11 protein-coding genes and 1 tRNA gene are annotated in these 14,072 nt (G+C 74.5%); 7 read left to right on the top strand and 5 right to left on the bottom strand.

Annotated elements, in window-relative coordinates; all coding sequences use genetic code 11:
* Positions 1-24: 24 nt before the first annotated feature.
* The 5 genes from OG774_RS03765 to OG774_RS03785 all read left to right on the top strand — a co-directional run bounded on the left by OG774_RS03765 (position 25) and on the right by OG774_RS03785 (position 5,246).
* Positions 25-1,509 (top strand): carboxylesterase/lipase family protein, encoded by a 1,485-nt coding sequence (locus OG774_RS03765; RefSeq protein ID WP_328306804.1) that lies wholly within the window; start codon positions 25-27, stop codon positions 1,507-1,509.
* Positions 1,510-1,584: 75 nt separating this feature from the next.
* Positions 1,585-2,337: a pseudouridine synthase gene (locus tag OG774_RS03770; RefSeq protein ID WP_274192393.1), complete on the top strand. Its 753-nt coding sequence runs from the start codon at positions 1,585-1,587 to the stop codon at positions 2,335-2,337.
* Between the two features lie 124 nt (positions 2,338-2,461).
* Positions 2,462-3,226 carry a (d)CMP kinase gene (gene cmk, locus OG774_RS03775; RefSeq protein WP_328306807.1) on the top strand — a complete coding sequence of 255 codons (765 nt, stop codon included), beginning with the start codon at positions 2,462-2,464 and terminating at the stop codon, positions 3,224-3,226.
* Positions 3,227-3,239: 13 nt separating this feature from the next.
* Complete coding sequence (gene der / locus OG774_RS03780; RefSeq protein WP_442873993.1) at positions 3,240-4,631, top strand: ribosome biogenesis GTPase Der; 1,392 nt, start codon at positions 3,240-3,242, stop codon at positions 4,629-4,631.
* A 39-nt stretch (positions 4,632-4,670) separates the two neighbouring features.
* Complete coding sequence (locus OG774_RS03785; protein WP_328306809.1) at positions 4,671-5,246, top strand: TIGR03086 family metal-binding protein; 576 nt, start codon at positions 4,671-4,673, stop codon at positions 5,244-5,246.
* Positions 5,247-5,276: 30 nt separating this feature from the next.
* Here OG774_RS03785 and OG774_RS03790 read toward each other — a convergent pair whose 3' ends face one another.
* The 5 genes from OG774_RS03790 to OG774_RS03810 all read right to left on the bottom strand — a co-directional run bounded on the left by OG774_RS03790 (position 5,277) and on the right by OG774_RS03810 (position 13,383).
* Positions 5,277-7,901, bottom strand: a complete 2,625-nt coding sequence (locus OG774_RS03790) for a LuxR C-terminal-related transcriptional regulator (protein WP_328306811.1) — start codon at positions 7,899-7,901, stop codon at positions 5,277-5,279.
* Between the two features lie 74 nt (positions 7,902-7,975).
* Entirely contained in the window at positions 7,976-9,475 is a 1,500-nt protein-coding gene (locus OG774_RS03795) for a mannitol dehydrogenase family protein (protein WP_328306813.1), read from the bottom strand.
* 44 nt (positions 9,476-9,519) lie between these two features.
* Positions 9,520-11,031 carry an FAD-dependent oxidoreductase gene (locus OG774_RS03800; RefSeq protein ID WP_328306815.1) on the bottom strand — a complete coding sequence of 504 codons (1,512 nt, stop codon included), beginning with the start codon at positions 11,029-11,031 and terminating at the stop codon, positions 9,520-9,522.
* Positions 11,032-11,059: 28 nt separating this feature from the next.
* Entirely contained in the window at positions 11,060-11,959 is a 900-nt protein-coding gene (locus OG774_RS03805) for an AurF N-oxygenase family protein (RefSeq protein WP_328306817.1), read from the bottom strand.
* Positions 11,960-12,138: 179 nt separating this feature from the next.
* Entirely contained in the window at positions 12,139-13,383 is a 1,245-nt protein-coding gene (locus tag OG774_RS03810; protein ID WP_328306819.1) for a hypothetical protein, read from the bottom strand.
* Between the two features lie 148 nt (positions 13,384-13,531).
* Here OG774_RS03810 and OG774_RS03815 point away from each other — a divergent pair, with 148 nt between their 5' ends.
* Together OG774_RS03815 and OG774_RS03820 are read left to right on the top strand one after the other, a co-directional pair.
* Positions 13,532-13,657 (top strand): hypothetical protein, encoded by a 126-nt coding sequence (locus OG774_RS03815; RefSeq protein WP_328306821.1) that lies wholly within the window; start codon positions 13,532-13,534, stop codon positions 13,655-13,657.
* A gap of 39 nt (positions 13,658-13,696) precedes the next feature.
* Positions 13,697-13,770 (top strand) — tRNA-Pro (locus OG774_RS03820).
* The last annotated feature ends 302 nt before the right edge of the window (positions 13,771-14,072 follow it).

A 14,072-nucleotide genomic window follows, 5' to 3' on the forward strand; every position in this document is an offset into this window, starting at 1 on the left:
CGGTGTGCAGGGAACGTGGGGTCCGTGCAGGAACTCCGCAAGACCACCGGCGGCGCGATCCGCGGCCGCATCGACGACGGGGTGGCGAGCTTCCTCGGCGTGCCCTACGCCGCGGCACCCGTGGGACCTCGCCGCTTCGCCCGTCCCGAACCCGCCGTGTGGGAGGGGGAGCGGGACGCGACCGCCCTGGGCGCGACGGCCCCGCAGCTGCCCACCGACCGCCCGGGCATGCCCGCGCTGAGCCCCGTCACCGGGCCGGGCTGGATCCCGGGCTCGGACTACCTCACCGTCGACGTGCGCACCCCGGCCACCGCCGACCGGCTGCCCGTCCTGGTCTTCCTGCACGGCGGGGCCTTCGTCGGCGGCGCCTCCCGGGCGACGATCTACGACGGGACCGCCCTGGCCCGCGAGGGCGCGGTGGTCATCGCCGTGAACTACCGGCTCGGGGTCCCCGGCTTCGCCGACCTCCCCGGCGTGCTCGCGAACCGCGGGCTCCACGACCAGATCGCCGCGCTGGCCTGGGTGCACGCCAACGCCGCGGCGTTCGGTGGCGACGCCGACCGGATCACGGTGTTCGGCGAGTCCGCGGGCGCCCTGAGCCTCGCCGCCCTCCTCGCGGCCGCGCCGCCGGGCCTCGTGCGGCGCGCGATCGTCCAGAGCGGCGGGGGATCGCACGTCCTCGCCCGGGAGCAGGCCGCCGTCACCACCGCCGCGCTCGCCGCCGACCTCGGCGTCGCGACGGCGGACCTCGTCGACGTCCCGGACGAGGGCCTCGTCGCGGCGCTCGGGCGCCTCGGCGCGCACCCGCCCGACCTCGCCGTCGACGGCCTGCGCGACCCGCTGATGGGCCTCGCGCCGCTCGGCCCGGTGCTCGACGGCGAGCTGCTGGACCGGCAGCCGGTCGACGCGATCGCCGCCGGCGCCGCGGGGGAGGTCGACCTGCTGGTGGGCAGCAACGCCGACGAGATGGCGCTCTACCGCATGGTTTTCGACGTGCTCGGGGTCCCCGCGCCCGACGAGGACGGTCTGCTCGCCGCGGTCGCCCGCCTGCACCCCGACCCGGCCGACGTCGTCGCGGCCTACCGGGCCGCGGGACGGGGCACGACGCCCGCCGAGGTGGCCGACGCCGTGGGCACCGACTGGATGTTCGGCGTCCCGACCCGTCGGCTCGCCGACGCGCACACCGGCTCGACCTGGCGATACCGCTTCGACTGGCGCTCGCCGGGCCACGACGGGCGCCTCGGCGCGAGCCACGCGATGGAGCTCCCGTTCGTCTTCGACACCGTCGGACGGGTCGACACGGCCGCGCTCGCGGTGCCCGACACCGACGAGACCCGGGCCCTCGCGGCGCGGATGCGCACGGCGTGGGTGGCGTTCGCCCGCGACGGCGACCCCGGCTGGCCCGCCTACACCGCGTCGACCCCGACCACCCGGGTCTTCGACACCGAGGACACGACCACCGACGCCCCCGACGGTCCGGAGCAGGCGGTCTGGGACGGGGTGCGCTAGCCCGCCGCAGGCCGCGCCGCAGGTGTGACGAGCAGGCCTGCGTACGCTGGAGGACTGATCGAGCAGGGGAGTGGTGTGGGCGAGTCGGGTGAGGGCGGTGAGGGGATCCGCCTGCAGAAGGTGCTGGCCGAGGCGGGTGTTGCCTCGCGGCGACAGGCGGAGATCCTGATGCGGCAGGGCCGCGTCGAGGTCGACGGCAAGGTCGTCAAGGAGATGGGATTGCGCGTCGACCCCGACCGCTCCGTGATCCACGTCGACGGCGACCGCATCGTCACCGACCACGAGACCGTCCACTTCGCGCTGAACAAGCCCGAGGGGATGCTCTCGACGATGTGGGACGACCAGGGTCGCCGCTGCGTCGGCGACGTCATCCTGGAGAAGTCCGAGGGGCAGCGGCTGTTCCACGTCGGGCGGCTCGACGCGGCCACCGAGGGCCTGCTGCTGCTGACCAACGACGGCGAGCTGGCCAACCGCCTGATGCACCCGTCCTACGAGGTGCCCAAGACCTACCTCGCCGAGGTCCGCGCCCCGATCCCGAAGGACCTGGGCCGTCAGCTGCGCGCCGGCGTCGAGCTCGACGACGGCCCCGCGGCCGTCGACAGCTTCAAGGTGATCGACCGCGACGGCGCCCGCGTCATGGTCGAGGTCGTGCTGCACGAAGGCCGCAAGCACATCGTGCGCCGCATGCTCGAGGCCGTCGACAAGCCCGTGCAGCGCCTCGTGCGCACCGCGGTGGGCGACGTCCGGCTCGGCGAGCAGCGCCCGGGCACCCTGCGCAAGCTGGGACGCGACGAGGTGGGCGCGCTGTACCGGGCGGTGGGGCTGTGATGGCTGGCCTGTAGTCGGACGGCCCGGAGGAGATCGCCCCCACCCGCACCGGACAACGCCCTGCACCGCAGGGCACAATGGACTTCCGAACGGGGTGCGGGCGACGTTCGGGAGGCGGGACGGCATGCACGGGATGCTGCGCGGGGTGGTGGCCGTCGACGGCCCCTCCGGAACGGGCAAGTCGACCACCGCACGCGGGCTGGCCATGCGCCTGGACGCACGCTACCTCGACACCGGCGCGATGTACCGGGCGGCGACGCTCGCGGTGCTGCGCTCCGACGTGCCGCTCGACGTCGCCAAGACGGCCTCCGAGGGCAACGACGACGTGGTCGCCGTGGCGCTCGGGGCCCGGGTGGAGCTCTCGACCGACCCCGCCGAGCCGCGCGTGCGCCTCGACGGCGAGGACGTGGACGCCGAGATCCGGGGCACGGAGGTGACCGCGGCGGTGTCCGCGGTCTCCGCGCTCACCGCCGTCCGCCAGCACCTGGTGGACGAGCAGCGGCGGATCGTCGCCGAGGTCGTCGAGGACGGCGGCGGGATCGTCGTCGAGGGCCGCGACATCGGCACCGTCGTGACGCCGGACGCTGGCCTGAAGGTCTTCCTCACCGCCTCCGAGCTGGTCCGCGCGGGCCGGCGCGACGCGGAGAACACCGCCGCCGGACGGCCGGGAGCCGCGGATCCGTCCGGCACGCAGGCCGACCTCGCCCGTCGCGACCGGCTCGACTCCTCCCGCACGGCGTCCCCGCTGCGCCCCGCGGAGGACGCGGTCGAGGTCGACACCTCGACACTGGACATCGACGGCGTGCTCGCACGCCTGCAGGAACTGGCCGAGGACCGCGGACTGGTCACCGGCCTCGCCGACGCAGGAGTCGGCCACATAGGAGGATGACGTGACGCAGGACCTGCCCGCTTCGCTTCTCGGCGAAGGCACGGGCGACCTGCCCGACGACGACGGAGCACCGGTCCAGCCGGTGCTCGCCGTGGTCGGGCGCCCCAACGTGGGCAAATCGACGCTGGTCAACCGCATCCTGGGACGTCGCGAGGCCGTCGTCCAGGACGTCTCCGGCGTGACGCGGGACCGGGTGGCCTACGACGCCCTGTGGAACGGGCGGCGGTTCACCCTGCTCGATACCGGCGGCTGGGAGCCCGGCGCGAAGGGCATGCAGGCCGCCATCTCGGCGCAGGCGGAGACGGCGATGGCCACCGCCGACGTCATCCTGCTCGTCGTCGACGGCCAGGTCGGCGCGACGGCGGTCGACGAGGCCGTGGCGCGCACGCTGCGCCGCTCGGACCGCCCCGTGATCCTGGCGGCGACCAAGGTCGACGACATGCGGGCCGAGGGCGAGCTCTCGGCCCTGTGGCGCCTCGGGCTCGGCGAGCCGCACCCCGTCTCGGGTCTGCACGGCCGCGGGTCGGGCGACCTGCTCGACCTCGTGCTCGAGGCCATGCCCGAGAGCCCCCGCGACGACGGCCTCCTGCTCGAGGGTGGTCCGCGACGGGTGGCGCTGGTCGGCAAGCCGAACGTCGGCAAGTCGAGCCTGCTCAACCAGCTCACCGGCGAGTCCCGCTCGGTGGTCGACCCGACCGCGGGCACGACCACCGACCCGGTCGACTCGCTCGTCGAGATCGACGGCGAGATGTGGAAGCTCGTCGACACCGCAGGCCTGCGGCGCAAGGTCGGCCAGGCCTCGGGCACCGAGTACTACGCCTCGCTGCGGACGAAGGCCGCGATCGAGGCCGCCGAGGTCACGGTGCTGCTGCTCGACGCCTCGGAGCCGATCAGCGAGCAGGACCTGCGCGTGGCCTCCCAGGTCGCCGACGCCGGCCGGGCCCTGGTGCTGGCCATGAACAAGTGGGACCTCGTCGACGAGGACCGCCGCGACGCCATGGTCCGCGAGCTCGAGCGGGCGCTCGTGCGCTTCCCCTGGGTCGAGCGGATCAACATCTCGGCGAAGACGGGGCGGGCGGTGCGCAAGCTCGCGCCCGCCATGCGCACCGCGCTGGAGAACTGGGACCGCCGCGTGCCCACCGGCCAGCTCAACCAGTGGCTCGCCGACATCGTCGCGGCGACGCCCCCGCCCGTGCGCGGCGGCAAGCAGCCGAAGATCCTCTACGCGACGCAGGCGCAGAACCGGCCGCCGACGTTCGTGCTGTTCACCTCCGGCTTCCTCGAGGCCGGCTACCGGCGCTACCTCGAGCGCAAGCTGCGCGAGACGTTCCCGCTGACCGGCACCCCGGTGCAGATCAACGTGCGCGTCCGCGAGAAGGGGAAGCGCGGCGGGCGCGGACGCTGATACATTTCCAGGACCAAGCCGTCCTGAGGAGTGATCGACGTGCACGATCTCAGCCCCGCCGCGCAGGAGATGGCCCGTCTGGTCGCTCTCGTCCCCGACGACCACCTCGACCGGCCCACCCCGTGCGGGACGTGGACGGTGCGTGACCTGCTCGGACACCTGCTCGCCTTCAGCGCCCACTTCATCGGCGTCGCCCGGCACGAGGCGGGGCAGGCGGGCGGGCCGCCCGCGGAGCTCCCGCCCGACTGGCGTGGTGTGGCCGACGCGCGCCTCGCCGACCTGGCCGCCGCCTGGCGCGAGCCGTCGGCGTGGGAGGGCGAGGGCAGCGCGGGCGGGCTGACGATGCCCCGTGCGCAGCTCGGCGTCGTTGCCACCGAGGAGCTCGTGCTCCACGGCTGGGACCTCGCGCAGGCGATCGGCGCCGGCTTCACCGTCCGGGACGAGGACCTCGCGATCGTCGCGGAGTTCGTCGCCGGTTTCGAGCACGTGCCGCAGGAGGGCCGCGCCGGGCTCTACGGCCCGGTCGTCGAGCCGCGGGGTGCCGGCGAGCTCGATCGCGTGCTCGCGCTCGCGGGCCGTGACCCGCAGCGGCCGGTGGCCGCCGGGGCCGGCTGAGGTCACCGGCGCTGCCGATGCCGCCGGTCGTCACGCGCGGCGCGACGGCACCACCGCGGCGGCGAGTGCGGCGCGGTCGGCCAGGCCGAGGCGGGTGCACGCGCGGTAGATGTGGCTCTCGACGGTGCGCACCGAGACGTGCAGGCGTGCCGCGATCTGACGGTTGGACAGACCCTCGGCGGCCAGCACGGCCACTTCCCGCTCGCGGCTGCTGACCGGGAGAGGAGCCCGCGCCAGCGCGAGCGCCGGGGTGCTCGCGCCCTCGCAGCGCTCGGCCAGGGCGCCCGCCCGGTCCGCGGCGTCGCCGCCGAGCGCGAGCTGCCCCCGGTCGCGGGCCGCCCCCGCGGCGTGCGCCGCCGCGTCGGCTGCGGCCAGCAGGAGCCCGCACGCCTCCAGGTCGTCGGCCGCGGCGAGCAGGGCGTGCGGGTCCTGGGCGGCGAGACCGGCGGCGTGAACCGCGGCCGCTCGGGCGCGCGGGGTGCCGAGGGTCTCGGCGAGCACTCGCAACGGCGCCTCCTGGTCGCGGTCGCCGGCCCGCACGGCGGCGTGCCGGGCCACCATCTCGACCGCCCGCTGGCCACGGGACGCCGCGGTGACCGACAGGCGCCGGGCCGCGGCCACGGCCTCGAGCGCCGACCCGCGGGCCGCCGCGATCCAGACGTGGGCCAGTGCGGCGTCGCCCTCGTCGGCCCGGAGCTCGGGGTGGCGGGTCTGCTCGCCGTGGCGGAGGGACTCCGCGGCACCGTCGGCGTCCCCGAGCTGGGCGCGCGCCTGGGCGATCATGGCGTGGAACCAGGCCGTCCAGCCGCCCCCGTGACCGGGGAAGGTCGGGAGGATGCTCTCGAGCAGGCGCCGGGCCGTCGCCGCGCGACCGGCCTCCAGCGCGAGCCGTCCGTGATAGAGCGCCGACCAGGTCGCCCCGTGCTGCCCGGGCAGGTCGTCCACCCAGGCGAGGCGCGCCGACGGCCCGTCGAGGGCGCCCGAGTACCCGGCGTCGAGGATCTCGGCGAAGCCGAGGTTGCCCAGCATCGCCCCGAGCTCCGGCGCCCGTCGCGCGGCGTCCATGCCCCGGGCCACGAGCTCGCGCACCCGGCCGCCGTGCCCGCCGGCGAAGGCCTCGCCGTAGGCCGCGGCCCAGCACGCCCAGGTCGACGTCTGCGGGGACGCGCCCGGCCCGTCGAGCGCCGAGGTCGCCGTCTCGATGCCCGGGTCGACGTCCCCGGAGCCCACCAGCAGCGCGGCGCGGAACGCGAGGGACTCGGGCAGCGGCGCGCCTGCCGCGTCGACGCCCTCGCGGTCCAGCAGGGCGCGCGCGTCGTCGCCCCGGTCGAGGATGAACATCAGGACGTGGGCGCGGGCGAGCACGGCGCGGGCCCGTTCGGGCTCGGTGACCGCGGCCGCGGTGGCCGTGGCGAGGGCGGTCTCGGCCTCCTCGACGCGCATCATCCAGGCGAGCAGGAAGCCGAGGCCGAGGTGCGCGTCGAACCCCCCGCCCCCGTCCGCCGCGGCGCGCAGGAGGCGCTCGGCGAGCGCGAAGTCGGTCAGGTTCATCGCCTGTTCGGCGGCGAGCACCAGCAGCGTCGCGTCGGGCGGGGTGTCGCTGTCGAGGTCGAGGACGGCGCGCCGGAGGTCATCGCCGGCGCGCCGGGCCCCCGTGGTGCGCAGCGCGCGGGAGATCTCCCCGCGCAGCCGTCGCGCCCGGGGGACGCTCAGCCGCACCCGCGTCACCTCGCCGTAGAGGGGGTGGGCGAGGTGCACCTCCGATCGGGCGCCCGCCGTGACCACCCTGATGAGCTCGCGTTCCGCGACACGCTCCACGTCGCCCGCCGTGGCGAGCTCGGTGAGCAGGCCCAGCCCGACGGGCTCCCCGAGGGCGACGAGGTCGAGCACGCGGCGCTCGCCCTCGTCGAGGGTGCCGATGCGCTCGACCAGCAGGTGCTCGAGCGCGGGGGACAGGGCCACGGGACCGTGCCATTCCCAGTGGCCGTCGACGGCGACGAGACGCTGCGCCGCACGCTCGCCGTCGACGAGGTGTCGGAGCCACAGCACGTTGCCACGCGTCGTGTCGTGCAGCCGTCGCCGGGCCTGGGCGTCGAGCGGGCCACCGAGGGCGGCGCCCAGCAGGTCCGCGGCCTCGTCGGGGGCGAGCGGCTCCATCTCGAACCGCTCACCGACCCCGTCCTTCCAGACGGCGGTGATCGCCTCCGGGCACGGCTCGCCGGTCCGGACGGTGAGCACCAGCCGGACCGCGTGCTCCACGGCGAGCTGGTGGACCAGCGTGGCGGAGACGTCGTCGAGCATGTGCGCGTCGTCGACGAGCAGCAGCATGCGGGGACCCTCGGCGCGCAGCGCCGCACCCACCCGGGCGAGGGCGGAGACGGCGCCGGCCTCGTCGTCGGCGGCCAGCCAGGGTGCGAACGCCCCCAGGGGCACCTCGCGGGACGACGCGGACGCCGTCGCGACCGCCACCGTCTCCTCGGTCGCCGTGCGGGCGACGAGCTCGCGCGCCAACCGGCTCTTGCCCACCCCGGCGGCACCGGCGACCACGACGACGCCGTCACGCTCGAGGAGCGACCTGACTGCCCGGAGCTCCGCGTCGCGTCCGGTGAACGGCCAGGCTCGACCGGGAGCGGGACGCGCGGGTCGGGGCACCACGGTCCTCCGGGGACGGAGTGGGGGAGCCCGAAAGTCTGCCGCAGCAGGCCCGAACGTGTGAAGCCAGGGTCAGCTCAACGGGGGAGCCGACCCTCCAGCTCGGTGACCGTGGTCCGGGAGCCCCGCTCGTGCAGGGCGTCGAGGTGGGCCCGGTAGGCGCTCGTGAACCGCTCGTCGTCGATCAGGTCGCCGAAGAGGTCGCGGTCGGCGAGGAACGCCAGCGGCTCGTCGGGATAGCGGCGGGCGGCGGCGATGCGGTCCTCGGCGCGGCCGGTGTCGACGACCTCGATGGGCTCGCCCTGCTCGTCGACGCCCTCGGCGTAGCGGGCCCAGGCGGCGACGATCAGCGCCGAACGCTCGACCTCCCCGTGGTTCTCCAGGTTGATCCGGATGACCGGCACCAGCCAGGTCGGGATGCGGTCCGAGCTCTCCGCGGCCAGCCGGGCGAGCGTGTCGCGGATCTCCGGGTTCGCGAAGCGCTCGATGAGCGTGGCCTTGTAGTCGTCGAGGTCGACGCCGGGCACCGGCGCGAGCGTCGGCGTGGCCTCGCGGTCCATGTAGGCGCGGGTGAACCCGGCGAAGAGCTCGTCGCCCGCGACCTCGTGGGCGTAGCGGTACCCGGCGAGGTAGCCGAGGTAGGCGATGGCCTGGTGGCTCGCGTTGAGCAGGCGCAGCTTCATGAGCTCGTAGGGCTCGACGTCGTCGACGACCTGGACGCCGACGTCCTCGAACGGCGGGCGGCCGGCCGCGAACCGGTCCTCGAGCACCCACTGCGTGAACGGCTCGCAGACCACCGGCCAGGCGTCGACGATGCCGGTCGCCGCCTCGAGCTCCTCGCGGTCGGAGTCGGTGGTGCGCGGGGTGATCCGGTCGACCATGGAGTTGGGGAACGGGACGTTCCCCTCGATCCAGTCGGCGAGCTCGGGGTCCTTCCGCCGCGCGTAGGCGGTGATCATCGCGTGCGCCACGTGCCCGTTGCCCTGGATGTTGTCGCAGGACATCACGGTGAAGGGCCCCGTGCCGGCGTCGCGTCGACGGCGCAGCGCCTCCACGATGTAGCCGAAGGTGGTGCGCGGGGGAGTGCCGGCGTCGGCCGCGACGTCGGCCTGGATCGCCGGGTCGCGGTCGTCGAACTCCCCGGTGCTCGCGCTCTTGTGGTAGCCGCCCTCGGTGACGGTGAGGCTGACGATCCGCGTCGCCGGGTCGGTCATGCGGTCGAGCACGGCGTCGGGATCGTCGGGGGCGTAGAGGTAGTCGACGATCGAGCCGATCACCTGCGCCTCGCGCCGGCCGTCGGCGTGCTTGAGCACGAGGGTGTAGAGGTCGTCCTGCGCCTCGGTGACCTCGGCCATCCTCGTGTCGGACTCGAGGACGCCGACCCCGCAGATCCCCCAGTCCAGGGCCTTGCCCTGCTGCATGAGCTGGTCGAGGTACATCGCCTGGTGCGCCCGGTGGAACCCGCCCACCCCGAAGTGCACGATGCCGACCGACACCGCGCTGCGGTCGTAGGTCGGACCCGGGACTTCCGCGGGCAGATCGGCCAGGGTCGCCGCCGTCAGCATCGTTGCAGCCACCCGGCCACTATGTCGTGCGACGGCCCGTGCGCGCAGCGCTGCGTTCAGACCGGGCGGGTCGCCCGCCGCCGCAGCAGGCCACGACGGGGACGGGCGCCGATCCGCCCGCCCTTCCCGTCCTCGATCAGCGACGCGACGGTCTCGGCGGCGTCCCGGCGGTTGACGCCGATGCCGCCGCCGGGGCCGCGCTTGATCCAGCCCACCACGTAGGTGCCCTCGCGGCCGTCCACACGCCCGCCGCGGTGCGGGACGGTGCCGGTCTCCTCGTCGAACGGCAGGCCCGCGAGCGGGCGTCCCCGGTGGCCGACAGCCCGCACGACGAGCCCCGCGCGCAGCTCGGTCGGCCCGTCCGGCCCGCCGACCCGGACCCCGGACACGTGCTCGTCGCCCAGCAGCGCCAACGTCGGCGCGTGGAACCGCAGGACGACCCGCCGGCGTCCCGTGCTCGGCGGGGCGTCCTCGGAGCGGACACGCCGCAGGCCCTGCAGCAGCGCCGCGTGGTCACCGGGCGCCGCGGCGTCGATCGCCTCGCCCACCCGGGGGTCGTGGTCGTCGACGACGACCTCGAGGTCGTCGCGGTGGCGCAGGGCGAGCAGCTCGCCGCGGGTGTAGGCGGCGTGCTCCGGCCCGCGCCGCCCGAGCAGCACGACCTCGCGGACACGGCTCGATCGCAGGCGCTCGAGGGCGGCCGGGGCGATCGCACTGTTCGCGAGCCGCGCCGGGTCGGCGGTGAGGACCCGGGCGACGTCGAGCGCGACGTTGCCGGTGCCGACCACCGCGACCCGCTCGGCGCCCGCCGCGTCCACATCGACGGCGTCGGCGCCGATCTCGGGGTGGCCGTTGTACCAACCGACCACCGTCGTCGAGGGCAGGTTGCCGACGAGCTCCTCGCCCGGCACGCCGAGGGTCTTCGAGGTCGGCGCGCCGACCGCGTAGACGACGGCGTCGTGGCGACGGGCCAGCTCGTCGACGTCGACGTCGGTCCCGATGTCCGTGCCGAGACGCAGGCGCAGCCGGTGGTGGTCGTGGTAGCGGGCGAAGGACTCACCGATGCGTTTGGTGTCCGGGTGGTCGGGCGCCACCCCGAACCGCACGAGGCCGCCCGCGACCGGGAGCCGGTCGTAGAGCGTGACGCGGGCCGTGGTGTGCAGGAGCAGGTCCTGCACCGTGTACATCCCGGCGGGCCCGCTGCCGACCACCGCGACGTCGAGCTCCGGGAAGTCGGCCGGCAGGACGCGGTCGAACCGCACCGGGCCCCAGTCGTGGAACAGCGGCGAGCCCTCGGGCGGCCCCGCCGGTTCGGTGCCGGCGAAGTACTCGGCGTTGATCGCCGGGTAGTCCGCGAGCGCACCGGTGAGGGACTCGACGGGATGGACCGCGTCGACCGGGCACACCTCGGCGCACGCCCCGCAGTCGATGCACGTCCGCGGGTCGACGTAGAGCATGTCGGTGGTGCCGAAGTCGGGTTCGTCGGGCGTCGGGTGGATGCAGTTGACCGGGCACGCCGTCACGCACGAGGCGTCGGTGCAGCACAACTGCGTGATGGCGTAGGGCATGCCTGGTCCTCGGTGTTCCTTCTGGGTCCTAGAGGACGTGCGCGGCGCGGTAGATCGCCTTGGCCGGCGCGGTGAGCAGGCCCGCGGAGTCGAGGAACTCCATGAGGCCGGCGCAGCTCGAGCGCAGCAGGGCGCGGTGGTTCTGGTTGCGCCTGGCCTCGCGCTTGGCCCGCTTCGGGTCGAGGCCCGCGTTCTCGTAGACCTTGCCGTTCCACATGCTCGTGACGATGAAGTAGCCGGCGAAGGCGACCACGAGGGCGTTGAACTGCCGGCGGGCGGCGCCCGCACCCTGCAGCCGCTCGCGGGTCTCCTCGCGGGCGAAGCGCATGTGCCGCGCCTCTTCCACGACGTGGATGTTGTTGATCGTGCGCGCGAACGGGGCGATGCGCTCGTCCCGCATCCAGTCGCGCTGCATGACGTCGAGGACCTCCTCGGCCACGAGGATCGCGGCGTAGGCGGCCTCGCCCCGGGCGAGGGTCTTGAACACGCGTCCGCCCTCGACCACGTACTGCGGCGGGCGGTACGCCGGCGCACCGAGCTTCTCCGCGCCGCGCGCGAACATGATCGAGTGTCGGCACTCGTCGGCGATCTCGGTGAGCGCCCACTGGAACGCGGGGTCCGTCGGGTCCTTCGCGTAGAAGTCCCGGATCACCATCTGCTGCAGGATCATCTCGAACCAGATGCCGGTGCTCGCGACCGACGCCGCCTCCTGGCGGGTCAGGGCCGCGCGCTGCTCCTCGGTCATCTCGTCCCAGTAGGACGTGCCGTAGAGCGTGCTCCACTCCGGACTGGCTCCGTGGTGCAGCGGGTCGACGGGGCTGTCCCAGTCCACCTCGCGCACGGGGTCGTAGGAGAGCTGGTCGGACGAGTCGAGCAGCCGTGTCGCGACGTCCGCCCGGTGCGAGATGTCCTTCTCTGCGGTCGTCATGATCTCCTCCAAGCCGTACCACGGGTCACTGTTACCTGTGGTTAGTGATACCCAAGGTAGCGGTAACACCATGTCCGGCTGTGCGCACGTGTGACCGCCGTCATGGGGACGCCGATCACGTAGGGGAGTCGTCCCGACGCGCGTCGCCGCGGGGGCGGAGCCCGGGCTACGGAGGATCGTCAGCGCACCAGCGTCGGGGCCGACGGCTGGGCCTCCAGCGGCGGCTGCACCACGGTGCGCGGCGGCGGCTCACCCAGGGGCGGCAAGAGGGGTTGGCGGGGCGTCCCTCCGCCGCCGACGCTGTCGGGCCCGTTGTTGTCGACGACGTGGAGAAGCGCGCGGATCCGCTTGACGTCCTCCGCCCACGGGTTGTCGGTGACGTCGGAGCCGACCTCGAAGTCGTATCCCCAGTCGGAGCGGAACTGCTCACGCATCGACCCCGCCGGGCCGACCTCGGCGTTGAGGGCGAACTGCGGACCGAAGGCGTCGTCGACGACGTAGGCGCCGTAGTTCTGCAGCGTCCACGCGAGCTGGCGCCCGGGTTCGGTGGTGAGGCCGATACCGTCCAGGTCGACCGACGGGGGCAGGGTCAGCAGGGCGCCCAGCCGCATGGCCGGGTTCTGGTTCCCCTCGGTGCCGTACTCCTCCGGGCCGTAGCGGTCGGCCTTACGTGCCGGCCAGCGGGAGCAGTCGGCGGAGTCCGCGCACCGGGTCAGCTCGCCGCGGGCGTAGACGTTGACCTTCAGGGCATGGCTGGGCCCCTGCTGTCCGGGCCGCAGCTCCCCGAGCCGGATCGAACCGCCGAGGGACGACAGCCCCGAGCCCCCGTGCGAGCCGTCGACGCCCGGCCCGTACAGATCGGTGTCGGGGAAGTACACGAGGCTCGTCGCGGGACCCCCCGGCGCGCAGCGGGCGAGCGGCTGCACGTTGATCACCGTCCGACGGTCGGCGCCGAGGATCGCCGCGCTCTGGTTGTTGTTGTCGCTGGGCAGCACGTAGCCGGCGGGGATCGGTGCGGTCCGCAGCACCGTCCGCGGGTCGCCCCCGCAGCGATCGCCCTCGAAGGCGGCGTCGCTGAACAGGATGGGCGTCTCCGGGGCCTCGGGGGTCAAGATGATCGGTTCGTCGTCGATCTGGGGGACGCGCCCCGTGCGCCGCCCGCCGGGCAGCGGCTGGAGCCCGGCCGGCACGTAGACCGCCGCACTGCCGACCGGTGTGTTCCAGATGCTGTCCGACGCGAACGGCTGGCGCAGCGGGTCACGCCCCTCGCCGCCGCTCGCCGGTGGCGGCGTCGTCGTCGTCGGTGCGTCGGGTCCTGCCGCACTCCGGCTCGTGCCGCACGCTGCGAACAGGAGGACGAGGACGGCGACCCCGGCGTGGGCCGCGCGCCGCCGGCGCGACGCGCGAGCTGCTGCTGCTGCCATCCTGCGTCTCCTCCACCACCGGCACGATCGTGGTGCCGGAGGGTAGGCGTCGGGACGTGGTCAGTGGGGCCACCGACCACTGCGCGTCCCGGCGATCGTGGGCGGGCGGCGGTCGCCGTGTCGGCGGTCCGAGGTCATCGTCCGCGCGGTGGAGCAGGGGACCGTCAACGGGGTGCTCGAGCACCCGTCCCTGGACCCACCCGGGGACCGCGTGGACCTCGTCCACGAGCTCACCGTGCTCGTGACCCGCTACCTGGAGGCGACGCCGGCGTGAGGTATCGTCAGAGCCGTCGCACCCACGTGTGCGAATGTTCGGGACGTGGCGCAGCTTGGTAGCGCACTTGACTGGGGGTCAAGGGGTCGCAGGTTCGAATCCTGTCGTCCCGACGCAGCTCAGCGCTCGATGGATCTCCGTCGAGCGGCTGAGCGAGTCGGATGTGGAGCGGGTCGTGGTGCGACCCTCTCGAGGTCGGTCCGACCGCCTCGCCTGGGTGACGCTAGGTCGCTCGCGGGCTCGTGTCGAATGGCCCGGAGGCTTCGGTGCGGTTCGCTGAGACCGAAGTCCCGTCGGGTGCACTCGTGCCTGGTATGCCTCCGCGCTGTGAGGGAACAGACGCTGGCGGAGACGTGAGTCGCCCAGGTGGGACCGACGGGGCGGTCGGCTCACGCCTCGGCGGGTGACCGAGTCA

The organism is Actinomycetospora sp. NBC_00405 (genome assembly GCF_036044095.1).
Classification (GTDB): Bacteria; Actinomycetota; Actinomycetes; order Mycobacteriales; family Pseudonocardiaceae; genus Actinomycetospora; species Actinomycetospora callitridis.